Origin of the sequence: Dyella sp. AD56 (genome assembly GCF_002878475.1) — a bacterium.
Taxonomy (GTDB): domain Bacteria; phylum Pseudomonadota; class Gammaproteobacteria; order Xanthomonadales; family Rhodanobacteraceae; genus Dyella.
In genome coordinates, this window is record NZ_NRDP01000030.1 from 159,155 (window position 1) to 184,151 (window position 24,997).

Below are 24,997 nucleotides of genomic sequence, written 5' to 3' on the forward strand. Positions count from 1 at the left end.
CTAGCTGGCCTCGGGCGGCACCAGGCGCAAGTGCGAGTTGCCTTGGCGCCGCCCGGGCGTGAGCAACTGGACAATGACGGCCGGTTCGACCGGACGCGAGTAAAGGAAGCCCTGCCCTTCGACGCATCCGGCGCGCAGCAGGAAGCGATGCTGTTCTTCCGTTTCGATACCCTCGGCGATCGGGCTGATATCCAGCCGACGACACAGGGTGAGCATCGCCTCGATGATGGCGCCGTCACTGCTGTCGTCCGGCAAGCCAGCGACGAAACTCTGGTCGATCTTCAGATAGTCGATGGCTCGCAGTTTCAGGTAGCTCATCGATGAATAGCCTGTGCCGAAATCGTCGATGGCTACGCCCACGCCCATCGAGTGGAGTGCATGCAGCGTGCGCTCCATCTCTTCACCCAGACGCAGAATCGCGCCTTCGGTGATCTCCAGCATCAGCCGCTCGGGGGCCAGCCGGCGCGCATCCAGCAGCGAGCGGATCTCGTCAACAAAGTTGGCCTGACCAAACCAATTGGCGGACACGTTCACCGCCATGCGCAACGGCGGTAAGCCAGCCTTATCCCAGTCGAACATCTGCTGGCAGGCCGCCTGCAGCACCCATTGGTCGATGCGTCGGATCAGCCCCAGTTTTTCCGCCATGGGAATGAACTCGCCCGGCGCGATCAGGCCGCGCTGCGGATGGAACCAGCGTAGCAGCGCCTCCACCGCCACGATGCGCCCGGTGCGCATTTCCACCGTGGGCTGGTACACGAGCCGGAATTCGCTTTCGGCCAGCGCCTTGCGCAGTTCCGACGCCAGCGCGATGCGCCGCCGCGCATCCGCCTGCATACGCGGCGAATAGAAGCGGAACGCGTTGCGTTCCTCTGTCTTTGCCGCATACATAGCCGCGTCGGCATTGGTGATGAGGGTAGGCACGTCGGTGCCGTCGAGTGGAAAGCAGGCGATGCCAATGCTGGCGCTGAGCGCCAGTTCGTAATCCCCCACCGCAAAGGGCGCAGACAGCACGGAGAGCAATCGTCCCGACAACGCGCTGGCCTGCTCGCGCGAATGCAGGTCCGACAACAGCACGGTGAACTCATCGCCACCGATGCGCCCCGCCACGCCGTTCTCGCCTAGTTCGTAGCCAATGCGTTCGGCCACCTTCACCAGCAATTGATCGCCGATGGCGTGGGTGTAGCTATCGTTCACTGCCTTGAACGCATCGAGGTCGATGAAGACAATCGCCACCATGCCGCGATCGCGGTCGGCCCGCACGATCGCCTGCACGCAGCGTCGCTCGAATTCAGCGCGGTTGGCCAGGCCGGTCAGCGTGTCGTGCGCCGCCATGTATTGCAGGCGCTGTTCGTTCGCCTTCGCCGCGCTGATGTTGTTGATCACGGCGACGTAGTGCTGCACCTTGCCTTCGGGATTGCGGATGGCGCTGATGCTGAGCAGTTCCGGGTAGCTGGTGCCATCCATGCGGCGGCTGCGCACCTCACCTACCCAGTTGCCCTCCGCCTCGATGACTTCCCATACCGAGTCGGGCAACGGCGAACCGTCGGCCAGACAGCGCAAGTCATCGAACCGCAACCCCAGCAGGGCCTGCACCGTGAAACCGGTCATGCGGATGTGCGCGGCGTTGACGCGCGCCACCCGGCGATCGGCATCAGCAATGATCACGCCCTCGGCGATGCTGGCCAGAGCCTCCGATGCGATGCGCCGCTGCTGTTCCAGGTTCACGCGCTCGGTGATGTCGCGCATGATGGACTGGCGCACGCTTTGCGTGCCCCAGTGCGTCACGCTGCTACGCATCTCTACCGGTCGCAGTTCATCGCCAGCCCCCCGCAACTCGCCGGTGACCGCACCATCAGCGCGATGCAGCAACGGCGAGAAGAAGGTCGAGAGTTCCTCGCCGGCAAGGTTGTCCACGTCGCGCCCGGTCCATTGCAGCGCCGTGCGGTTCGCTTCCAGGATACGACCGGTCTCCTCGTCCACCATCAGAATGGCGTCGGCGGCGCTGTTGAACAGCACGCTATAGCGCTCCTCGGTGCCCCGGATGCGCAGCAGGATGCGCCGCGCCACGCGCAGCCACAGCAACGACGCCGCGCAGGCGGTGAGGAAGACGGCGGCAAACAGCACGCGTCCCAACCATATGGCGCCCTGTGCCACTTCGAGGGAGAACCCGTTAGTGAGCGGTTCGAGCTCGTTGTTCAGCCCATTGATGCGGTCCAGTTGCCATTGCACCCATGGGCGCTCCGGCTGCCCACGCGCATAAGCGTCCTGCAGCTCCTTCGCCACGGCGTTCAACTGGGTCAGCGGGCGATCCGCCGCACGCCACAAGGCCACCGCGTCGCGCATGTGCGGCGCGCCGGTGCAGAAGCGCAGCATGAAGATCATCCCCGGCTCTGCCTGCGGCAGAATCTTGCCGCGCCCGAAAGCCTGATGGATCTGCCCGCGATCGTACTGGCCCGAGGCAATGGCGTCGCGCGCCCAGCCGTCGGACCGTAGCAATTCGTAATTCTGGCGGAAGCGGCTCAGCCGTGCGGCGTCGCCGCTGTTGGCGTAACCGAGCAGGTCCACCACGGCCTGCTTTTGCGCCTTGCTCCAGACACTCTCGCCGTTGAGGAAACCGGCGAGAGTGACCTGGACCTGGAGTGCTCCCCAGGTAAGTATGAGAATCAAGCCGATAACGGCCACCAGCCCGTAGGCCAATGGCCTCAAGCGACGGGACAGCGGTCTTGGCGAGGTGCTACGGATCAAATCCATGGCGTCCTTTTACACGACCACCTAGTAAAGCTACATCTCGTCCCGCCATTCTGTCGACGACGAGATTCCGTTACGCCGCCTGCTCTTCCACCTCGCCCACCGCGTGCCGCATCAGGCAGCGTTCGAGGCCGTAGTGCAAGCTTACATAGCTACGCTCGATGCATTCCCGCACATGCTCCACTTCTTCGGGGGCGGGCTGGCTGCCCATAAGGGTGCAGACAATTTCCAGCGCCTCCCACGGATGAGTATCGTCATAGGCCGCGTGTAGCTGAAGCCAACGCAGGGTGGCCTTGCGCCCGGTCTCCGGCAGGCTGTTGGCGTAGGCCACGCTGTCGTACACCTTCTGGGACCATTCGCCGGTGACGCCCTCGATGGCGTAGTTGGTGGCGGCGATACCCGCCGCGAGGCTGTCGCGGCCACATACGTCGTAGCACCAGTCAGCGGCCGTCTGGGTGCCACGCGGCGGCATACCGTCAAGAACGTCTTCACGCGGCACGCCGGCGCCTTCGGCCCAATCCAGCCAATACTCCGCATGGTTCTGTTCCACGCGGATATTACGTACCAGCCAACGTCGTGCCATGTTGTCGCCAGCGCTCCTTCCGTATCGCGTCTTAAGCAGGCTCAGCGCCATGAAGGACGGGAAGCGCTCGATCAGCGACCAGGTACCGACCATGAAGTTGCGCATGGTCTGCGGATCAATGCTGCCAGCGCTCATCATGTCCCACATCACGTGGTCGCGAACGCTCCGGCGGGCAGGTTCGCAGGCTTCAATCATGTCGCGCGCCCATTTGGGGTAGCTGGACAGTTCGGTCAGCGAGCCGGTGCGTACAGTGTTGGTGTTCATGCAATTTCTCCAGTCATCAATCAGGGAATACCGCCAGACCCTGCCGGCGGCCCGACGCGTGTTGCGCCGGACCTGCATAGTGGTCACGCCTTGGAGAGCTTGCGAACGCCCCTTTTTGGTCGCGCTACTGAAGCCACTTAACCCATTGATGAACATTGAAAAATTAAGAACACCGCGCTGACCTGCAACGCAAGATCGGCGGAAAAATAGCGCCAAAAAATCGACGAACGCCAATCTTTTGACGCCCACAGCAGACCAGGCCCCCTGCCAGTGGCCAAGTTTTCACGTTGACGTCACGTAACGGCAGGGTCGCAGGCATGGCGACTCAGCGCGTACAGAACACGCCCGACAGCACCATCACGATCCCCACCACCGAGGCGGCCCAGACCAGGGTCCGTAGGTAGGGAATGCCGATCGCATAGACCGGCAGGTAGATAACGCGGGCCCAGAAATAGAGTTGGGCTCCGAGTGCCGTCTGGGTGTTGGTGCACTGCCCCAACACGACCACCAGCACGGCAGCGGCAAAAAACACAAAGGTCTCGAGGAAATTCCGGCTCGCCCGGTCCGCTCGCGCGGCCAGGCCGGTCAGCGGGATTAGCTCATCCCGGTTGCCTGCGTTCCAGGCCATGCCACGCTGCATCAGCGACAGCAGCGTGGCGAACAGCAAATAGACCAGCCCCAGCGCGGTCGACCATCCCAACATCTTGAGCTCGACGGACATGTCGCACCTCCGTATTGGATGTGGCGACATCATGCGCCCGGCCCCAGCGGGGCACCACTGCCGGACTCAGGGATGAGTCACGGCCACCACGCTGCGCGCTATATCGGCATACAGGGCATCGCGTGCCTTATCTGACCCCGGCGAGTCGAGCAGGAAAGCCGCAACCAGTACACGGTGGCCGTCTGGCCAGGTGACGATGCCGATGTCGTTGTAAGCCGCCCGACGTTCACCCAGTGATCCCGAGGAGCCCGTCTTGTCGGCAAGCCGCACACCTTGTGGCAGCCCCGCACGCAGGCGATTGGGAATGGTCTGCGCCTCCATCAACGCGAGCAGACGCTGCGTCGATGCCGGCGACAGCAACTCGCGCCCGACCAGCTTGTGCAGAAAGACAATGGCAGCATCTGGCGTGGAGCGATTGCGCGGATCGGCCAGGAAGGCCTGATAGCCGTGCTCGTAACGCTCTTTAGCGGCGGCATGGCTTTCATCGAACGGCTCTTTCTCTCCCGGCCGCAGGCCATCGAACACTTGGGACACGATGGCCTCGTCGATATCGATGCGCATGCCATCGATGCCGTGCGCGCGCAGATAGTCCGTGACCACCGACGGGCCGCCGAGCGTGCGGATCAATGCGTTCACCGCGGTGTTATCGCTTTCGCTCACCGCCGCCTTCAGCAACTGCTCGACAGTGAAGGTCATGCGCTCGCCGCGGAAATTCGCGCCAATGGAAGGAATGGCCGAGCCGCCCATTACCTGGTCGCGCGTGATCGTCACCGGTTGCTGCAACGACAACGTTCCACTGTCGACGTGCGACAACACGGCCGCCGCCACCGGTGCCTTGAACACGCTCATCATCGGAAAGGCTTGATCAGCGTTGACGCGTGCGGAAGCACCGGAATTCAGATCCAGCACCGCGATGCCAAGCACACCGGGGTGAGCGCGTTGAGCGAGCGCTTCAAGCGAGTGCTGCAGCGTTTCGTTCGTACTGGCCGGCGCGGTTTGTTCCGGCGCGGAAAGCGCATGCGATGCACCCGCGCATGCCAGTGCCAAAACCGCCGCAGCGAGCGTGCGACGCACGTATGGGAAAGCCATGGAAAGCCCTTGTCGTCAGGTTTGTCGCCGGACACTCTGGCAGCCGACCGTGGCAAATCGGGGGCAAGTCCCTGCCCGCGCGCGGACAACCCCGGGCGGTGCCCTGCGCCACGCGCAAGGCACCATCACCCGATCAGAGCATGGGCAAGTTGAGACCTTGCTCCTTCGCGCATTCGATGGCGATCTCGTAACCAGCGTCGGCATGACGCATCACGCCGGTGCCCGGATCGTTCCACAGCACACGTGCGATGCGCTTGTCCGCCGCCTCAGTGCCGTCACACACGACCACCACGCCCGAATGCTGCGAATAGCCCATGCCTACGCCGCCGCCATGATGCAGAGATACCCATGTTGCGCCGCCAGCGACGTTGAGCATGGCGTTGAGCAGCGGCCAGTCGCTCACAGCGTCCGAACCGTCGCGCATCGCTTCGGTTTCGCGATTCGGGCTGGCAACGGAACCGGAGTCGAGATGATCACGACCGATCACCACCGGTGCCTTCAGCTCGCCCTTGCGCACCATCTCGTTGAACGCCAGGCCCAGCTTATGGCGCAGGCCCAGGCCGACCCAGCAGATGCGCGCCGGCAAGCCCTGGAAGCTGATGCGTTCCTTTGCCATGTCCAGCCAGCGATGCAGGTGCGGATCATCCGGAATCAGCTCCTTCACTTTCTGGTCGGTCTTGTAGATGTCCTCCGGATCACCCGACAGCGCCACCCAGCGGAACGGACCCACGCCACGGCAGAACAGCGGACGCACGAAGGCAGGCACGAAACCGGGGAAGGCAAACGCGTTCTCCAGGCCCTCGTCCTTCGCCATCTGGCGAATGTTGTTGCCGTAGTCGAACGTGGGGATGCCTTGCGCATGGAACGCAAGCATCGCTTCCACGTGCTTCTTCATGGACTGCTTGGCCGCCTTCGCGGTGCCAGTCGGATCGCTCTTGCGGCGCTCGAACCACTGCTCCACCGTCCAGCCCTGCGGCAGGTAGCCATTCACCGGGTCATGCGCGCTGGTCTGATCGGTGACCGCATCCGGACGCACGCCACGACGCACGAGTTCCGGCAACACGTCCGCCGCGTTGCCAAGCAACGCAATCGACTTCGCTTCGCCTGCAGCGGTGTACTTGGCAATGCGCGCGAGTGCATCGTCCAGATCGGTCGCCTGCTCATCGACGTAACGCGTCTTCAAGCGGAAATCGATGCTCTTCTGCTGGCATTCGATATTGAGCGAACATGCGCCCGCCAACGTGGCCGCCAGCGGCTGCGCGCCGCCCATGCCGCCCAGGCCCGCGGTGAGTATCCACTTGCCCTTGAGGCTGCCGCCGTAATGCTGGCGCCCCATTTCCACAAACGTCTCGTAAGTGCCCTGCACAATGCCCTGCGAACCGATATAGATCCACGAGCCGGCCGTCATCTGGCCGTACATCATCAAGCCCTTCTTATCGAGCTCGTTGAAATGCTCCCAGTTCGCCCATGCCGGCACCAGATTGGAATTGGCCAGCAACACGCGCGGCGCATCCGGATGAGTCGGAAACACGCCCACCGGCTTGCCCGACTGGATCAGCAGCGTCTCGTTGTCGTTGAGTTCGCGCAGCGCGCGCAAAATGGCATCGAAGCACTCCCAGTTGCGTGCAGCGCGGCCAATGCCGCCATAAACCACCAGCTCCGCCGGGTTCTCGGCCACCTCTGGATCGAGGTTGTTCTGCAGCATGCGGAACGGCGCCTCGGTGAGCCAGCTCTTGCAGCTCAGCTCGGAACCGCGCGGCGCGCGGATGGTGCGGGTGGTGTCGATTCGGGTGGGAGCGTTCATGGGAAGCGTCACAGCCAGTGGGGAAATGTCGATTGTGACCAGCCCCGGCGACGCCCGCAAACCGCACTGCGGCAAAACACGCGAGATGCCCGTGCGTTAAGCCTTCTGGTCGATTGAAGGTCACCCCGGGGCAAGCACAGACTCTGGCTTGGGGTATTCAGGCTCGGCCGTCACGCGATCTCGTGGAGGCCACTATGAACGCGAATTACCCCGCCGCCATGCTGACGCTGGCCTTGCTAGCCACCGCTGGCGCAACCGCTGCCGAAAAAGGCACTCCCTCCGACCAGGAACTCATCGCCAGTGCGATGCGCGCCGCGCCGCCTGGCGTGGCGAAAGACGCGACCATTGTCGCGGTGGATGCCCAGGGAAAGATGCGCACGCTGCGCCAGGGCAAGAACGGCTTCACCTGCATGCCGGACAACCCTGCCACACCTGGCCCGGACCCCATGTGCATGGACAAGAACGCCTGGGAATGGGTAGCGGCTTATATGGCCCACAAACCACCACCGGCGGGGAAAGTCGGCCTGATGTATATGCTCGAAGGCGGAACGGACGCGAGCAACACCGACCCTTATGCAAGCGGCCCCGCGACAGGCAACCACTGGATTCGAACCGGAGCGCACGTGATGGTGGTCGGCGCCGATCCGGCGTTCTACGACAACTATCCGAAGAACGTGGATCCGGATACCAGTGCGCCGTATGTCATGTGGGCCGGTACGCCCTACGAGCACCTGATGGCACCGGTGAAATAAACGCCCTGGAGGCAATCCGCCATTGATGTCCGAAAACGGCGAGTCATGCGGCAGGGGCGGTGCTAGCCTGCGTGCATGACCGACCGACATGACACGCCACTCGACACCCACACCTGCGAGCAGGCGCGGTTGAGCCGCGATGCGCGCTTCGACGGGCTGTTTTTCACCGCTGTCACCAGCACGCGCATCTACTGCCGCCCGGTATGCCCCGCGCCGCCGCCGAAACCGCAGAACGTGCGCTACTACGGCAGCGCGGCTGCGGCAGAAGCGGCCGGTTTCCGGCCTTGCCTGCGCTGCCGCCCCGAACTGTCGCCGGGCAACGATGCATGGCAACGCGGTGACCACGTGATCGCGCGCACGCTGAAGCTGATGGATAGCGGCGCATTCGACGAATGCTCGGTGGAAGCCATGGCCGAACGCGTCGGCCTGGGTTCGCGGCAACTACGTCGCCTGTTTGTGGAACGCCTAGGCGCACCACCGATCAGCGTGCACACCACGCGACGCCTGTTGTTCGCGAAGCAGTTGCTGACGGAAACGACGATGCCGGTTACGGAGGTCGCGTTGGCCTCCGGCTTCGGCAGCCTACGTCGCTTCAACGCGGCATTCCTGCAATCCAACCGGATGGCCCCGCGCGACTTGCGTCGCCATCCGACCACGGCGACAGGCGACGCGATTACCTTGCGACTCGGCTACCGCCCGCCTTATGACTTCGAGGCCATCTTGGCGTTCCTGCGCGGTCGCGCCCTGCCCGGCGTCGAGCACGTCGATGAACACAGTTACTCCCGCGTGTTCGGCACACCGGAAGCGCCGGGTTGGCTGCGCCTGAGTGAATGGCCCGGCCGCGAACACGCGTTGCGATTGGAGCTGCACTGCCCGCAACCGGCACAGATGCTCGGCGTGGTCAACAAGCTGCGCCGCATGTTCGACCTGGATGCCAGTCCACAATCGATTGGCGACGTACTGAAGGAAAGCGCGGTACTACGCCCCATGCTGCGTAAGCGTCCGGGACTGCGCCTACCCGGAGGCTGGGACGGATTCGAGATCGCCGTACGCGCCATCCTCGGCCAGCAGGTCAGCGTGGCCGCCGCGCGAACGCTGGCGACGCGTATCGTGCAAAAGTTCGGCACGCCGGTGATATCTCCCGTGCCAGAACTACAGCGCCTGTTTCCCGGCCCCGAGCTGCTGGTTGACGCGGATCTTCGCTCCATCGGCCTCATCACGGCGCGCGCGGCGACCGTACGGGGCATGGCACAGGCCCTGCTGGATGGGCGCATCGATTTCCGCAGCGAACAACCTCTCGAGGAGTTCGTCGAGCGATGGGTCGCCCTCCCCGGCATTGGCGAATGGACGGCGCATTACATGGCCATGCGCGCACTCAGCCATCCGGATGCTTTCCCTGCCGCGGATCTGATCCTTCGGCGTGTGGCCGCAGGCAACGGTCCGGAGCTGTCGACAAAAGCGCTGACCTCACTGGCCGAGAACTGGCGCCCATGGCGCGCGTACTCTGTCATGTATCTGTGGCGCAGCGCGACCGATGCAGCGCAAGCATCGAACAAGAAGGTGGCGTGATGTCCAACGAAACAATCTGGTATGACGAAATGCAGACGCCCATCGGCCTACTGCGCTTGGTTGCCGATGAGGTGGGATTGCGCGAGGTGTGGTTTTCCACTGGCCGCCACCAGCGTTCACCGCACGCGGATTGGATTCGCGCAAGCAAACCGCTGGCGCTGGCCAGGCAGCAACTGGACGAGTATTTCGCGGGCGAACGCCAGCACTTCGACCTGCCATTGCATCCACTCGGCACACCATTCCAAGTGCAGGTGTGGTGGGAGCTGTCGCGTATTCCCTTCGGCACCACCATCAGTTACGGCGAGTTGGCGCGCCGCATCAAGCAGCCCCTCGCCATGCGCGCGGTCGGTGCAGCCAACGGCAGGAATCCGCTGCCCATCGTTCTGCCCTGCCATCGCGTGATCGGCGCCAACGGCAGCCTGACGGGCTTTGGTGGCGGACTGCCGACCAAGCAGTTCTTGCTGTCGCTGGAAAGTCGAACGATCGAGGGCGATCTGTTCGGCGTGCCGGTACGGGGCCTCGCGCACTAAACAACGGTACCTCGGCCACAAACAGGTCGGTTCAGCGGTCCGTCGTCACCGGCGGTGGCGTCACGGCTTTCTGGTACGAATCAAGTTGATGGGGTTGGTGCGAAAGCGAATACGCACCCGCCGTCGACGCCTGCCGGGCCGCCGCGCCCTTGACGACCTTCGTTGCGGGAGCGGTTTTCGATTTGCCATGTGGCGAAGGCGGCTGCGCGTGAAGCGTCGATGCCTTCGGCGCGAGCGCTGCCGGTGTGCTTGCACTTGAGGCGGCAGCAGGCAGGCCATCCAGCGTCGGATGAGCCGACGCCGCACCTCCCCATAGCGGGCAAGTGGCTAAAGTCGCGTAAAAGAAAAGACGTGTAATGGTCATACGCCTGGGCGATCATACGGGCTTTGTATCGATATTAAAGCCTTCCGTATGAAGATCCTGTTTCGCCCGCTGCTTTGCTCGCTGATCGCGCTTGGCGCAGGCTGCGCCACCACGCACAACCCGCCAGCCAACACGCCACCGGCGCAGGTCGCCGTAAAGCCGGCGCCCATGCCCCTGCTGCTGATTTCGATCGACGGCTATCGCGCGGACTACATTGCGCGTGGACTCAGCCCAACACTGCAGACGCTGGCGGATGGCGGTGTGCGCGCGGCCGATGGCATGCAGCCGTCGTTCCCTTCGCTGACCTTCCCGAATCACTACACCCTGGTCACCGGTCTGCGTCCGGATCACCACGGTATCGTCAACAACACGATGACCGACCCGGTACTCGGCAAGTTTTCGTTGAGCAACCGCGACGCCGTCAGCAACGGCCGCTGGTGGAATGAAGGCACGCCGCTGTGGGAAACCGTGCAGAAGCAAGGCATGAAAAGCGCCACCATGTTCTGGCCTGGCTCCGAAGCGGACATCCATGGCGAGCATCCCAACTTCTGGAAGCCCTACGACGGCGACGTGACGCCGAACCAGCGCGTCGATCAGGTGCTGTCGTGGCTCGACCTGCCGGCGAGCGAACGCCCGATGTTCCTCACCTTGTACTTCGATGAAGTGGATCATGCCGGCCATACCTACGGCCCGGACACGCCGCAGGTCAACGACGCCATCACCCATACCGATGCCGCGCTTGCCCGACTGGTCAAGGGCCTGGTGCAGCGTGGACTGCTCGATCACATCAACATCATCGTGGTCGCGGACCATGGCATGGCCAGTACGCCGGCGCACAACATGGTCATGGCGGACAAGCTCATTCCGCTCAAACAAGTGGACGTGGTGAGCATGGGCGTACTTGCTGGCTTCAACCCGAAGCCCGGTTTCGATTTCGCCAAGATCGAAGCCACGCTGGAAAAGCCGCAGAAGCACATGACGTGCTGGGACAAGACCCGCGTGCCGGCACGCCTCGCCTACGGCAGCAACCCGCGCGTGCCGCAGCTGCTGTGCCTTGCCGACGTGGGCTGGCGCGTTTCCACCAGCGATTACGTGGCGAAGAAAAAGAAGCCTACGCTGGGCGAGCATGGCTACGACAACGCCGCGCCGGAGATGCGGGCACTGTTCGTGGCGCACGGCCCTGCGTTCCGACAGGGCTTGCAGGTACCGTCGTTCCCGAACGTCGACGTCTATCCGTTGATGACGCATCTGCTCGACGTTCAGCCTGTCGCGAACGATGGCGACTACAACGCCGTGAAGAGCATGCTCAAGCCGGAAGCGCAGTAAATCGTCAGCAAACTACGGTGGGAGCGTGCAACGCGTTCCCACCGCAGCGCTCAATCCGCGTAACGGCTCACTTCGATCAAGTTGCCGTCGGGGTCGCGGAAATACACTGAATCAATCGGCCCACGCGCGCCCGTCCGCCGCACCGGCCCTTCTTCGATCACTACGCCCTGCTGCTTGAGGTGCTCGATCACATCGGTCGGTGCCGACGACGTCAGCAGACAAAGGTCCGCCGAGCCCGGTGTGGGATGTTGCGCCTTCGGCTCGAACTCCTTGCCATGCTGGTGAAGGTTGATCTTTTGCGCGCCGAACGACAGCGCCTTGCGCCCCGCGCCGAACGTCACCTCTTCCATACCGAGTACGCGTGTGTAGAACGTGCAGGTGACAGCCACGTCGGCTACCGTCAGTACGAGATGGTCAAGCGCATCGATTTTCATAGCGTGCCTCACTGGGGAATCGGGGGTTCGGTTTCCGGCCGCGAAGGGCTCACCAACGGCGGCAGGCGATACAGGCGCAAGGCGATCAACAGGCCGGCGACGATCAATGCGCCGACGAAAATGGCTACGCCGTTCCAACCATGCGATGCGTAGAACAAGCCACCGCTGGCACCTGCGATGCTGGAGCCCATGTAGTACGAGAACAGATAGAGCGACGAGGCCTGCGCCTTGTTGTTGCCTGCGCGTCGACCGACCCAACTGCTGGCGACGGAATGCCCGCCGAAGAAACCGAACGTCACGGCGACGATGCCGAGCACGATCAACGCCAACGGCTTGGTGGCAGTGAATGCGAGACCCACCAGCATCAGCGCGAAGGCCGTCCACAGCACTTTGCGCCGCCCCAGCTTGCCGGCGAGATGACCCATCCACGCGGAACTGAACGTACCGATCAGATACACGCTGAAGATCGCGCCCACCACGGCCTGGTTCAGCCCATACGGCGGCGCGAGCAGGCGATAACCGATGTAGTTGTAGACCGTGACGAACGCGCCCAGCAGCAGGAAGCCTTCCACGAACAGCCACGGTAGGCCGGCATCGCGAAAGGTCGCGGCGAAGCGCCCCATCAACGCGCCGACGTGCAAGGGCTGGCGAACGTGGTGTCGCGAAGGCGGCAGGATGCGCCAGAACACCAGGCCTGAAAGCAAGCCGATCACGCCCACCGTGGCAACACCGATGCGCCAGCCGACGAACTCGGCCAGCACGCCCGCCACCAGGCGCCCGCCCATGCCGCCGATGGCGTTGCCGCTGATGTACAACCCCATACCCAGGCCTATGGATTCGGGGTGCATCTCTTCGCTGAGATACGTCATGGCCACGGCGGGCAAGCCGCTCAGCGTCAGCCCAAGCAATGCACGCAGGACCAGCAGCATGTTCCAGTCCGGCACCAGCGCCGTCAGCAAAACCAGCAACGCGGAAGACACCAGCGATGCCGTCATCACGGACTTGCGTCCCCAGGCATCCGACACGCCACCGGCAAACAGCATGGCAAAGGCCAGCACGCCCGTAGTGAGTGATAGCGACAGCGCTGCGGTGGCTGCGCTGACCCCATAGTCCTTGCTGAACTCGGGCATCAGCGGTTGGGTGCAATACAGCAGGCCGAACGTGGCCAGGCCAGCGGCGAACAGAGCCAGGTTGGTACGTCGGAATACTGGCGTGCCGTGGCGGATGAAATCGTGCGACTCAAGTTCGCCGGCCTCCGGCCGATGTCCTGCCCGGGCCACCGGTTCCACGCTTTCCCGCCTTGCCATGTTGCTGCCGCCTCGATACTGCAGGGGCGTAAGCATAAGACTTGCCGCGATGGTGTTCGACCCGCGGCACTGACCCCGAGCACCTCATTCAGCGTGGCTGCCCGGGGCTGACACAAAGCGCATGTCACAAGGCGGACGTGATACATAAGGGCCCAGCGGGGAGCGTCTCGGGAGAGGACAACCCTGCAAGCCGGTAACAGGGGACCGGTGGATCAAAAAAGGGGGGGATATGCCTTTTCGCGGACCCGTAGTGGTTCTCGTCGCGTGGGTGTGCGCCATGTTGTCCGTGCTGACCGTGGAGGCAGCACCTGTACCGTCGCGCCTTCCTGCACTGCAGGTCTCGGCACTGGCACCCGTCGTGTCGGCGCCCTCACCCACGCAGGTCGTCCATGGCGGCATGGATGCCAACTTCGTGCCTAGCACGTCGCCCCATACGCCCAACGCCGTTGAGGCGCAGCGCTGGTATCGGCTGACCATCGACCGCGACTGGCAGGAAGAGAGCGCCCCCGTGCTCAGTTTTACGGGTGCAGCCTACATACCCATCACGGTGTACGCCCCGCCGGACTATCGCCCGCACGAGCTCTGGTTTGCGCAGAGCGGCAAGCCAGCCCGTTTCTCCCGCCATCATCTGGCCTTGGTATTGCCACACGATCTACGCGCCGGTGAGTCCGTCTATGTACGTATCGCTGCGGACAACTTCACTCGGCAGATTCGCGTCGATATCACCGACCTGGCGACGTACCAGGCCCAGGACCTGAACCATGTCCGCCTGGTGACGCTACTTTCCAGCGTGCAGTTCACCATGCTGCTGGCCGCGCTCTGCCTTTGGCTGGTGTTACGCGACCGCGTGCTGCTCTACTTCTTCGGCTATACCAGCCTGCAATGGATGGCGCAGTTGCTGATGAGCGGCGAGGCGTACGAGCTGCCCGGCGGGTGGCTGCTAGTGCCGCTGGGCACACATGCGTTGTGGTTGCTCGTCGTGCTCGGCGCGCCGCTGCTGTTCTCTTTCATCATCGAGTTCTGCGACCTGCGCACGATCACGCCGCGCGCGGCACGTGTGCTGGGCGCTATGCGCTGGCCCTATCTGGGCATTGCCCTGCTCCTGTGCTTTCCGTTCGCCGAGCGGATGAATCTGCCTGCGAGCGTGTACAACCTTTGGTACACCACCTCCCTGCTGTGGGCACTCGCAGCGGTGATCCTGGCGGTGATCCGCGGTGGGCAGCCGGCGCGTATCTTCCTGATCGCATGGCTGCCGCAGGTGTTGCTGAATATCTTGCGCCTGGGCCAGGTACTGCTGTCGCTGGATCTACCTTCCTGGCTGGAATATGGCCTGCCCACGGCGATGGCGTTCTGCTGCGTGGTGATGACGGTAGGGTTGGCCGACCTATCCCTGCGGACGCGCCGCGAACGCGACATGGCGCACCACCTGGCCGACCACGATGCATTGACTGGCGTGCTCAATCGTCGGGCGCTGGTCAGGCGCCTGCATGATGCCGTCGCACTGGCACGCACGCAGCATCAACCGTTAGCGCTGATTTTTCTCGACATGGATCACTTCAAGTCGGTCAACGATCGCTATGGTCACCCGACCGGTGATGCTTGCCTGCGTGCTGTGGCTGAAGCCATCACGGATGAATTGCGCCCTTCGGACAGCCTTGGCCGCTACGGTGGCGAAGAATTCGTGGCGATCTTGCCAGGCACCACGCAGGAGAATGCGATGGCGGTGGCTGAGCGCATTCGTCACTGCATCGACGTCCTGCAGGTTCACGCCCGTGGCAACACCTTGCAGACCACCGTCAGCATGGGCGTGTCGAGCTTGCTCGGCCCCACGGATACGGTGGACGATCTCATCGGTCGCGCCGATGCCGCGCTCTATCAAGCCAAAACGCACGGACGCAATTGCGTGGTTGCGCATGCTTCGCTCACTGCTGTCGCTGGCTGAACACCCCGCCTTACCGGGGCTGCGTCGCGGGTTCCACTGCATAGGCCCAGGTGAGGAACACCGGCAGCATGCGCTTCCATGTCGCCTGGTTGTGCTCGCCGTCGGGGAACAGATCGTATGCGACATCGTCCGCCCGTTCCGGATGCGTCGCGTAGTCCATGTCGACGGTATAGCCCAGGTCACGCAGGCCACCCTGATGCGTGCCATCGGACGCGGTGAAGCCGGTGATCAGGTCTTGCAGATCCTCGACGGCATCGATAACGCCGTTGTGGTTTCGGTCGTTGGTTTCCTCACGGCCACCCACCGCGAACCAGAAACGCACCGGCTTGCGCGCCCTGCTGCGCGCCACCATCGCCTGCGCCAGGCGAGTGCTCTCCACCGCACGCGCATCGCTGCGATCAGTCGCCAGCCAGAACGAGGGTGAGAACGCCCCGACCTGTCCAAAGACGTCCGGGTACTCCCAACCGAGGCAGAACGCTTGGAGTGCGCCGAGCGACCAACCCAGCATGGTGCGACCTTGTGCGGAAGCCTGCGTGCGGTAGTGCGTGTCGACATACGGCACCAACTCGTTTACCACCCACGCCGAGTAGTCATAGGCCCGTGTGCCGATGGGGCCGATACGGGAGCCACCGACCACACTGCGCCGCCGTGCAAGATCGAACAATCCATATCCGGAAGCGCGATCCTTGAGCATATCTACGGCCACCACGATGACCGGCCGGATAGCGTGCTGCGCGTAAAGCGTGGCCAAGGTGTCCCGCAGACCCACGGCGTCCATGTCCTGCCCGTCGTTTGCGTAAAGCACGGGATAGCGAGCATCAGACACCGCGTAACCCGGTGGTAGGTACACGGTGACGTTGATCTGCTCCGGGGCGAACGCCGGAGCATTCAGGACGAGCTTCACCGGTGGCGTTGCGACACTATCTGCTGCGTGCACCATCGATACCAAACCCATCAGGCCCGCCAGCAGGCATGCCGTCACACCCTTCCGATGCACGCGCATGAGCATCACTCCGCCACGATCAACCAGCCCTTGCCGGGCTCCACGGGAATCGCCTCCCCTACCTTGAACGTTGCCTGTGGCTGGAAGCCGGTGACTTGAGGCGCCGTCAACGTCACGCGTGTCGGCGATAACCCCAAGGCTTTCCAGTCCACCATCAACTTGATGTCCACCTTCTGTGGTGCCCACGACGCGACAGCGATAAGCGTCTTCTTGCCCTTGCGCACATAACTGGTGGCCAGCACGTCATCACGGTTTGTTTTGACCGGCGTGTCGTGCACCCACCAGCCGACCATGTCCGCCTGCTCGATGCCGAACGCGTCCCACACTTTCCACAAGCCGCGCGGGTCGCTACCCTCCGACCAGCCCAGCCGGCTCGTCATGCCGAACAACATGCCGCGCCACGGGTTGCCGTCGTTCTGCAGCATCTCGCCCATCAACCCATAGGGAATGCCGGAGATCTCGGTGAGCCAGTACGTAGGCGACGTTTTCTCGTAGTCGAATTCCTCGCCGAACCACAGCCGGTCGATATACGGGAACAGTTCCATGTACAGCAGCGCACTGTTGATGTAGCCGTCGCGCGGGTTGTACTGGCTGGCCGAATGCAGGTCGATCAGCGGATCGGGCCGGCGCGCCTGCAGCACCTTGCGCACGCGCTTCATGGTCGTGCGGTCATACGCGACGTCATCCAGGTACAGGCCATCGATGCCCATGTTGCGCGCGAGCCAGTCCAACCCCTCGATGTAGTAGTTATGCCAACGGCTCTGGCCGGCGTTGATGATCGCGGCATCGCGATTCTCCGGCACATGCCACGCGGCGATGTAGTCGCCATCGAGGTGCTCTTGCAGCCACGAGAAGCCGCCGCCCTTACCCGCGCTGATCACCTCATGGCCCAGGCTTTCGAGCATGGGCAACTCAGGCGCGCGGTCGGAAAGTTCGCGCACGGTGTCGTAGATCTTCACGCGCATGCCGCGTTGGTGCGCGGCATCGATATAAGCGCGCATCGCGCCAGGTTCCAGGAACGGATAGTTGATCCACGGGTTGATCGGCGTGGCATGGTGGATGTTCACCACGTTCGCGCCGTCGGCCTTGATCGCGTCGAGGTCACCATACTTGTGGAAGAAGCGCTCCGCGAAGTGCTTAGACGGATCGATCGTCTTGAACGGCGTGACGCGCATGACGATGTCATAGTGCAGCGTTTCGCCGGCTTTCATCTGGCGGGGGCCGCTGTAGGCTTCAGCCAGATAGTCCTTCGCCTCGCTGTGCAGCCGTATTCCACCCTGCCCATTGTTGTCCCACGATGTGGGCATGCGCAGCGGCTGTTGCTGGTAGAAGTTCGTATTCAGCGGGCGCCTATAATTTTCGTCGCGCAAGTGGAATTCCAGGCCCGCATTCACCGAACCAATCCACGCGCCATCCTGGTTGTTCTTGACCTGCCATTTCCAACTGAAATCGGCAGGCGCTTCGTCGCCCTGCCTTCCGAGCCCCAATTGGTATCGGGCCGCATCGTGCTGCATCGGAATCGACAGGCGGACGTCCTGAAGCGATACGTCCTGCCGCGCCGTCAGCGCGATGCTATAGGTCATCGTGCCATCCGCTTCGAGGGTGGCTTTCACGTCGCCCTGCAGCGATCCGGCATTCGCATCCACCTGCCAATGCACCTTGCCGGGGCCATCGACCTGAATTTGTGGAGCCTGCGTCGCGCTCAGCGCATGTCGTCCGGTAGCGTCCTCCACCGTCAATCGAATGGGCGCGCTAAGCAGCGCTTTGCCCTGCCTGGTGAAGGCGGTCATACGTTCATCGAATCGACTGGTGATCTGCGCCGGCAGGCCGCTGGCATCGAGCGCGATCTCTCGGCCCAGGATGCCCAACGTATTGCCCTTCACCGCAATCGGCGTGAAAGGCTTCACCACCGAATCGTCTTGCGCCAGCGTGGAGTTAAGCCAGCGCAGGCGGGTCAAGTTAAACGGATCGTCGTCGCCGTGGGCAACGGCCTCGCCCTCGCCCACGGTGATCACAAGTGGAATCGATTGCGGCGTCATACCATCCGCCGTTACCGAAACCTCCCCACGATACGTGCCTGGCTTCGCGGTCACAGGGATGTCCAGCCCCATCCACAATGGCTGTACGCGCCCCTGCGTCACATCCACGCGTGCCGTGAACGGCTTGCTGTCGTAACCGATGCCACCAAGGTTGAAGCAAGTAAGCGCACTGGAGGGGATAGTCGAGCCGTCGTCGCTACGAAGGTCACCGAAACTCACGCGCAGGTTGCTCACCGCTGTGCGGGGTGCCCATGCGCCAACCTGAAAGCTCAGGTACTCGCCACGCAGCGCTGTGTCCTTCAGCGTGCCACCCGGGCCGCGTTCAGCCCAGGACTCCGGCAACGTATCGAACATGCGGATCGGGTTTGCGCGAGTCTCCGGGAACAACAGCAACGCATCGGACGCGTGCTTCGCCAGCAAGGCATCCAATTCGGCGGGTGTCGCGGTGCGCTCCATTGAGGTATACGCATCGAAGTCGTCCACGGCTTCGTAGCGCAGCACCTTCGCCTGCGGAAGCCGCGACCACCGCTTGGCATCGCCCAGCTTGGCAGCCCATGCGGCGTCCGCCGTGTCCTTGGGCTCAGCGTAAGTCACGGTCGGATAATTGCTGCGCCCCTTCCCCACGTAGGGCTGGTAGTAAACCGCGTAGGTACCGGCCTGCACCGCCTGGAACACCAGTTCACCGCTGGCCTGGTCGATACGGCCACGTCGCACGTTGGCAACCGTGGAACCGTCAGGCGCAGTCACGATGACGGCAACGTTCTCTGGATGCGCATCGCGACGGCGCCACGGAATCAGCACATGCACCGCCGTGGCCGGGGCATCGACCTGAATCAGATAGCGGTGATTGCCCAAAGCGTCCGCGTTCCAGCGCAACGCTTGCTGCGTCACCGGTGTCTGCGCATGCGTTGCGCATGTGGCGCCCCATAGAGCACCGGCCATGATCCAAGCACTACGTCGATGCACGCTGTTCTCCCCAGATAGCCAAAACCGGCAGCTCTTGCGAGCGCGGAAACAGGGTGTTTAACCCGAGGCGATACAAAGGGGCAAGTTCCGAAAGGCCCATCGACGACGGGCGGCACCTTACTTTGTTGATGCATTACGCGAAGCCGCAGCTGCTTAGGCGCCGCGATCCGTCCTCAACGTGCGTACTTCTTCCTCATGCCCCGCGGCGGAGCGCCCGCTAACCCAACCGAACAGCGCGATGCCCACTATGATCATCACCGCACCGAATGCGGAGAATCCATGCGGCCAAGTTTCGCCAAGGAAGACCGCGCCGATCACCGTGGCGAACAGCAGCTCGGCGGCCTGCATCGCCTCCACTGCCGCCAACGCCGTCGGCTCCGAGCGCACCATGTCGGTGGCGCGGAAGAACAGCACGGTGGCAATGACGCCCGAAGACAGCGCCACTCCACCGGCAAGCAGAATTTCGCGCCATCCCGGCGGCCCCACCGTTATCCACGTCACCACCGCAAGCACCAGCCAGAGCGGCCAACTGCATAACGTCATACCGAACACGCGCTGGGTAGCACCGATGCGCGTGCCGCTCTGCTCCAGATGCAGCAGCACCATGCGATTGCCCAGCGGATAGGCGAAAGCGGAAAACACCACCGCGCCTATCGCCAGCCAATCAGCGGCACTTAGCTGGCCCTGCGCATGACCCCACTGCAAAGCGAACACGCCGGCCACGATCAGCACGCCGATCGCCACACTGCGCCACGCCAGATGGCGTCGCGCGTCGCGGTAGATGAAGGGCGCGAGCAATGGCCCCGCGAGTACGGTGGTCTGGAAGCTACCCGCTACCAGCCATGAAGGTCCGCTATTGGCGGCCCAGGTGAGTGGTAAGCCAAATAGCACGAAACCCACAGCACTCCACAGCAACCAGGTGCGCGGGTAGCGCCGGAGTTCCGCGGGAAGCTCACCAAGGCCACCCTGCCACGGCAACGCGACGGCGAGCAGCGGCAAGGTGATGAGATAGCGCAGAATCACCGCCCACGCCCAATGCCCGCCACCCGCGACGAGGCTGCGGTTGAGCACGTAGGTCATGGTGAAGAACAAGGCTGCGCACAGCGCCAGTCCCACCGCGGCGACAGCGTTGGAGCGCATACGTTGATCCATGGTTCAAGAGCGTTAAGTGTCGCAGACGTTAGGGCGTTTTCGAAGACCGGTGACCTACGCGGCCATGAATTGGCCGCGCTGGCTTAGCCCGCCCCGTCCGGCGCCAAGGGAAGCTGGATGCGCACCACGAGCCCGCCGCTCTCACCGTTCTCCGCGTGGATATCGCCGCCATGCGCCTTTACCACGCGCTGCACGATGGCTAGCCCCAGGCCATGACCATCCGCGCGCGAAGCATTGCTGCCGCGAAACAGCGGACGGAACAGCGAACTCATCTCCGCTTCGGGCACGCCAGGACCGTTATCGCGAATGAAAATATCGACTTTGGCCGCCGCTGCCTGCACCGCGAGCTCGACACGCCCCTCCTCGGGACTGAACTTGATCGCGTTGCCGATGAGGTTGTCGAACGCCCGTTCCAGCAGCAGTTCATTGCCGGAAATCACCGCAGGCCCGCTATCGGTCAACTGAAGCGTGATGCCTCGCGCCTGTGCTTCCAACTCTGCGCGCTGCATGCATTCGCGCAACAGCGAGGCCACGTCCACCGGCTCGCGGTTCACACCGGGAATGCCGCCTTCCAGACGCGACAACGCGAGCATTTCGCCGGTCATGCTGTCGAGCCGGCTGATCTCCTGCTCGGCCTGCAGGAAATAGCGTGCCGCCTCTTCGGGCGTTGCACTGCGCTGGGCAAGATCCAGGATCAGATGCAGGCGCGCGAGCGGTGAACGCAACTCGTGGGAGAGATCCTGCAGCACGCTGCGGTCATGGGCGACGAGCGCCTCGATGCGTACAGCCATGGCGTCGAAATCGTTGGCGAGTTGGTTGAGCTCCTCCGGCGCGCGGCGTCCCGGCGCTTCGACCCGCGCGGACAACTCGCCCGCAGCCATTCGCCGCGTGGCGCGACTGATCGCTTCCACCGGCTTAGCCACGCTCCGCGCAACCCACCAACCGACGAGGCCAATGAACAGCAGTGAGAACCCACCCTGGATAGCAAGGAAGATGGTTTGCCGCGTGCCCTGGCGGAGACGCGAGTGCGTGCGGCTCAACGCCACCAGTTGCCTGACCTGTCCGTCGCTGCCCTGCACCTGCTGCACGGCCAAGTAAAGGTTGGGCCACGGCTGCAGCACCACGTCGCGTTTCTCTTCCAGCCAGGTCTGCAACGATTCCTGCACCGCTGGCGAGAGGCGTATGGGCGCCAGTGCTTGTCCATTCTCGTAAAGCGTGGCGTCGATGATGCCTTCGCGCCGCTGTTGCCGCGACCAATCGGTCAATGCTGCCGAGCCACCACTTTCATAGGCTTGGTCGGCGCCTTGGGCGAGGGCAACCCAGTTGATCTCTACCGCCGTGCTGAATTCGATGAAGCTCTGCGTGAAGAAGATGCCCAACCCCAGCGCCAACAAGTTGGCGGCGCAAAAGCTGATCAACACGCGCCAGTACAGAGTGCTCTTGAATGGACTCACGCCGCCCCCGCCACCAGGCTGTAACCGGCACCACGCACCGATTCGATCCGCGGCGCCTGCGCCGAGGCCTCCGACAACTTGTGACGCAGGCGGCTCACGTGCACGTCAATGCTGCGATCGAAGCGCTCCAGTTCGCGACCCAACGCCATGCGCGTGAGCGTGGACTTGTCCACCAATTCACCCGAGCGTTGCGCGAGCGCCAAAAGCAACTGGAATTCTGCACCGGTGAGTGAGAGTTCCTGCTCGCCGACATACGCCCGGCGCTCGGCCGGCTCCAGCCGCAACACACCCACTTGCATGCTGCTCGCATTGACCGGCGCATTACGGCGCAGTTGGGCGCGCACGCGGGCCAGTAGCTCGCGTGGCAGGCAGGGTTTGGTGAGGTAATCGTCCGCACCAAGCTCCAGACCAATCACACGGTCGACGGGCTCGCCCTTGGCGGACAGCATGATCACCGGCAGCCTGTGCTTCAGACGCACTTCGCGCAAGGTATCCAGGCCGTCACGGCCCGGCATCATCACGTCGAGGATCAACAGATCCGGCCGAGTGGACGGGTTATGAAGCTGTGCCAAGCCAGCGTCGCTGTCATGCGCCACGTCCACGACAAAGCCTTCCCGCTGCAGGTATTCCGCTAACAGCCCGGCCAAGGCGCGATCGTCGTCGACTATGAGAATTCTGGACATGTCTTCTGGGTGGACCCTACGTATCTGCCCGTCATTCAAGCCGTGCGAAGGACGGGGGTGCTCTGATCTATTCAATAAGGGTGTCACCGATTCTGTTTGCCCGCAGATGCGTGTTGCGCTGGCGAAGGCAGGCTGGCTGCCTGTCGAGACAGCGCGACGCGGAGCTGCGGGCAAACAGAGTCGGCCCTTCGGGTGATGCCCAGAAGGCGCGCTGGCAGCGGGGCGCGGCTTGCCCAGGCGGCCAGCCTGCGCGGCGCCACGTCCCGCTGCCAGCGCGCCTTCTGGGCATCATGCCACCCCTATTGAATAGATCAGAGCATCCCTGGCTCCACTGGCTTTACCGTTCTTTACCTTCCCGCAAAGAACATACACATAACACTGTCGTCAAATAGGCACCAAGCAAGACCAACCCCCAACGACACAGGTAAACCCCATGCGTAAGAACATCTCTCTCGCTCTGGTGCTCGCTTCGGCTGTTGCCCTCGCTCCGTTCGCCATCGCGTCCGCACAGGACGGTGGCTCGCATGGCGGCTTCCACGGACATGGCCATGGCGGGTTCGAGCAGTACGGCAAGCTCAACCTGACCGACGCCCAGAAGGCCAGCATCAAGCAGATCATGCAGACCGCTTTCTCGCAGGGTAAGGCTCAGCGTGAGGCGCTGCACCAGCAGCGTGAAGCCTTCGAGCAGATGGCCCCGAATGCTTCCGGTTACCAGGCTGCGGCTACCGCCCTTGCCCAGGCCGAAGGCGCCGCCACCACGGCTCGCGTGCAGCAGCGCGCTGCCATTCGCGCCCAGGTCTACGGCATCCTGACCTCTGCCCAGCAGGCTCAGCTGGCCACCCTCAAGGCTCAGCAGCAGGCCCGCCGCGAACAGTGGCAGCAATTCAAGGCCCAGCACCCGGTGTCGGGCTCGTCCTCGACCCAGTAACACTTCGGACGACGTCATAAGAACCACGGTATCGCTTCGGTACCCGCAACAACATCGGCGCCAGCCTGCATGCTGGCGCCGTTCTTTTTCCGAATTTCAGTTTGAAGCACACCCTGTGCGTGGCAGGCCCCCGCCCTTGCCAGAAGCGCACAGGGTGCGCTTCCCAAGTCAGCGAACGATCAATCGCTCTTGAAGCCAGCCTGCTGTTGCGCCGGCACGTAGATCGGCGGCGCATAACTTTCTGGCTTGCTGCCCACCGCCACACCACCGTGGATGCGTGACTGCTGCACGTCGCCAAAGAACCAGTACGGGAAGGCCGGCTCGAGCGCACTGGCTTCGTCAAGTCGCGCACGCAGCTCGGCGGGAATCTCGAACGACAGCGCGGACAGGTTGTCGTCCAGCTGCGCCAGCTTCGTCGCACCGATGATCACCGAGGCGATGCCCGGCTGCGTGGCCACCCAGTTCAGCGTCACTTGCGCCATCGGCTTGCCGATCTTGCCGGCGACCTCTTCCAGCGCCGCCACGATGGCCCAATTGCGCTCGGTGAAGCGGTCGAAGCCCGGCGTGCCGGAGATCTTCGACAGACGGCCGTCACCCGCGCCACCCGCTTCGCTCGGCTTGTACTTGCCCGACAGCAGGCCCATGCCCATCGGGCTCCATGCCGTGATGCCCATGCCCAGCTCGCCTGCCATGGGCACGAACTCATGCTCGATGTGCCGCTCGATCAGCGAGTACTCCAACTGCAGATTCACCAGCGGCGTCAGCGCGTGGGCTTCAGCGTAGGTCTGCGCCCGCGAGGCGTACCAGGCCGGCACATCGGAAAGGCCTGCGTAGCGGATCTTGCCGGCGCGTACCAAGTCGTCGAGCGTGCGTACCACCTCTTCCGCTGGCGTCAGGCGATCCCAGGTGTGCAGGATGTACAGGTCGATATAGTCGGTGCGGAGGCGACGCAGCGAACCTTCTACCGCGCGCAGGATGTTCTTCCGACCATTGCCACCCGCATTCGGGTTGCCGGGCTGGGCGTTGTACGAGAACTTGGTGGACAGCACCACGCGGTCGCGGGTGCCGCTATCGGCGACAAACTTGCCCAGCAGTTCCTCGCTGGCGCCCTCGGTGTACAGATCAGCGGTGTCGAAGAAGTTGCCACCCGCTGCCACGTAGCGGTCAAACATGGCGCGGGCGGTATCTTCCGCGGCGCCCCAGCCCCAGTTGTCTCCGAAGGTCATGGTTCCCAGGGCAAGGCGGCTGACGCGCAGGCCAGAACGACCGAGGGTGTAGTAGGCATCAAGCGACATGGCGAACTCCTGTACATGAATGGGGTGGACCGGATGAACGAAGT

At 63.4% G+C, this 24,997-nt stretch carries 19 protein-coding genes; 6 read left to right on the plus strand and 13 right to left on the minus strand.

Features of this window, described 5'->3' with window-relative positions; all coding sequences use genetic code 11:
- The 5 genes from DyAD56_RS19445 to hutU form a co-directional block, all read right to left on the minus strand.
- Complete coding sequence (locus DyAD56_RS19445) at positions 1-2,751, minus strand: EAL domain-containing protein (RefSeq protein WP_199179048.1); 2,751 nt, start codon at positions 2,749-2,751, stop codon at positions 1-3.
- A gap of 70 nt (positions 2,752-2,821) precedes the next feature.
- Complete coding sequence (locus DyAD56_RS19450; protein WP_102304488.1) at positions 2,822-3,595, minus strand: iron-containing redox enzyme family protein; 774 nt, start codon at positions 3,593-3,595, stop codon at positions 2,822-2,824.
- 325 nt (positions 3,596-3,920) lie between these two features.
- Complete coding sequence (locus tag DyAD56_RS19455; RefSeq protein ID WP_102304489.1) at positions 3,921-4,316, minus strand: MAPEG family protein; 396 nt, start codon at positions 4,314-4,316, stop codon at positions 3,921-3,923.
- Positions 4,317-4,382: 66 nt separating this feature from the next.
- A complete protein-coding gene (gene bla, locus DyAD56_RS19460) occupies positions 4,383-5,405 on the minus strand; it encodes a class A beta-lactamase (protein ID WP_102304490.1) in 1,023 nt (340 codons plus the stop codon).
- Positions 5,406-5,538: 133 nt separating this feature from the next.
- Positions 5,539-7,209, minus strand: coding sequence for a urocanate hydratase (hutU, locus tag DyAD56_RS19465; RefSeq protein ID WP_102304491.1), 1,671 nt, complete (start codon positions 7,207-7,209; stop codon positions 5,539-5,541).
- Positions 7,210-7,403: 194 nt separating this feature from the next.
- Between hutU and DyAD56_RS19470 the strand changes: the two genes are divergently transcribed.
- The 4 genes from DyAD56_RS19470 to DyAD56_RS19485 all read left to right on the plus strand — a co-directional run bounded on the left by DyAD56_RS19470 (position 7,404) and on the right by DyAD56_RS19485 (position 11,750).
- A complete protein-coding gene (locus DyAD56_RS19470) occupies positions 7,404-7,961 on the plus strand; it encodes a hypothetical protein (protein WP_102304492.1) in 558 nt (185 codons plus the stop codon).
- Positions 7,962-8,036: 75 nt separating this feature from the next.
- Complete coding sequence (locus tag DyAD56_RS19475) at positions 8,037-9,530, plus strand: DNA-3-methyladenine glycosylase 2 (protein ID WP_102304493.1); 1,494 nt, start codon at positions 8,037-8,039, stop codon at positions 9,528-9,530.
- Positions 9,530-10,060 (plus strand): methylated-DNA--[protein]-cysteine S-methyltransferase, encoded by a 531-nt coding sequence (locus DyAD56_RS19480; protein WP_102304494.1) that lies wholly within the window; start codon positions 9,530-9,532, stop codon positions 10,058-10,060. Before DyAD56_RS19475 ends, DyAD56_RS19480 begins: the two co-directional genes overlap by 1 nt.
- A 412-nt stretch (positions 10,061-10,472) precedes the next feature.
- On the plus strand, positions 10,473-11,750 hold the full coding sequence (locus DyAD56_RS19485; RefSeq protein ID WP_102304495.1) for an ectonucleotide pyrophosphatase/phosphodiesterase: 1,278 nt from the start codon (positions 10,473-10,475) through the stop codon (positions 11,748-11,750).
- Positions 11,751-11,800: 50 nt separating this feature from the next.
- On the opposite strand, the gene DyAD56_RS19490 is transcribed toward DyAD56_RS19485, so the two are convergent.
- Positions 11,801-12,184, minus strand: a complete 384-nt coding sequence (locus DyAD56_RS19490; RefSeq protein WP_102304496.1) for a VOC family protein — start codon at positions 12,182-12,184, stop codon at positions 11,801-11,803.
- Positions 12,185-12,192: 8 nt separating this feature from the next.
- Entirely contained in the window at positions 12,193-13,491 is a 1,299-nt protein-coding gene (locus tag DyAD56_RS19495) for an MFS transporter (protein ID WP_233202672.1), read from the minus strand.
- 229 nt (positions 13,492-13,720) lie between these two features.
- Between DyAD56_RS19495 and DyAD56_RS19500 the strand changes: the two genes are divergently transcribed.
- Entirely contained in the window at positions 13,721-15,433 is a 1,713-nt protein-coding gene (locus DyAD56_RS19500; RefSeq protein ID WP_102304497.1) for a diguanylate cyclase, read from the plus strand.
- A 10-nt stretch (positions 15,434-15,443) separates the two neighbouring features.
- Here the strand turns inward: DyAD56_RS19500 and DyAD56_RS19505 are convergent, their stop codons facing one another.
- The 5 genes from DyAD56_RS19505 to DyAD56_RS19525 all read right to left on the minus strand — a co-directional run bounded on the left by DyAD56_RS19505 (position 15,444) and on the right by DyAD56_RS19525 (position 22,730).
- Entirely contained in the window at positions 15,444-16,436 is a 993-nt protein-coding gene (locus tag DyAD56_RS19505) for an alpha/beta hydrolase-fold protein (RefSeq protein ID WP_233202674.1), read from the minus strand.
- 5 nt (positions 16,437-16,441) lie between these two features.
- Complete coding sequence (locus tag DyAD56_RS19510; protein ID WP_146010571.1) at positions 16,442-19,441, minus strand: glycoside hydrolase domain-containing protein; 3,000 nt, start codon at positions 19,439-19,441, stop codon at positions 16,442-16,444.
- 153 nt (positions 19,442-19,594) lie between these two features.
- Positions 19,595-20,581 (minus strand): multidrug resistance efflux transporter family protein, encoded by a 987-nt coding sequence (locus tag DyAD56_RS19515; protein ID WP_102304500.1) that lies wholly within the window; start codon positions 20,579-20,581, stop codon positions 19,595-19,597.
- 95 nt (positions 20,582-20,676) lie between these two features.
- Positions 20,677-22,047 carry a HAMP domain-containing sensor histidine kinase gene (locus DyAD56_RS19520; RefSeq protein WP_102304501.1) on the minus strand — a complete coding sequence of 457 codons (1,371 nt, stop codon included), beginning with the start codon at positions 22,045-22,047 and terminating at the stop codon, positions 20,677-20,679.
- Positions 22,044-22,730, minus strand: a complete 687-nt coding sequence (locus DyAD56_RS19525) for a response regulator transcription factor (RefSeq protein WP_102304502.1) — start codon at positions 22,728-22,730, stop codon at positions 22,044-22,046. Before DyAD56_RS19525 ends, DyAD56_RS19520 begins: the two co-directional genes overlap by 4 nt.
- 433 nt (positions 22,731-23,163) lie before the next feature.
- Here DyAD56_RS19525 and DyAD56_RS19530 point away from each other — a divergent pair, with 433 nt between their 5' ends.
- Entirely contained in the window at positions 23,164-23,658 is a 495-nt protein-coding gene (locus tag DyAD56_RS19530; protein ID WP_102304503.1) for a Spy/CpxP family protein refolding chaperone, read from the plus strand.
- 179 nt (positions 23,659-23,837) lie between these two features.
- On the opposite strand, the gene DyAD56_RS19535 is transcribed toward DyAD56_RS19530, so the two are convergent.
- Complete coding sequence (locus DyAD56_RS19535; protein ID WP_102304504.1) at positions 23,838-24,953, minus strand: aldo/keto reductase; 1,116 nt, start codon at positions 24,951-24,953, stop codon at positions 23,838-23,840.
- Between the last annotated feature and the right edge of the window lie 44 nt (positions 24,954-24,997).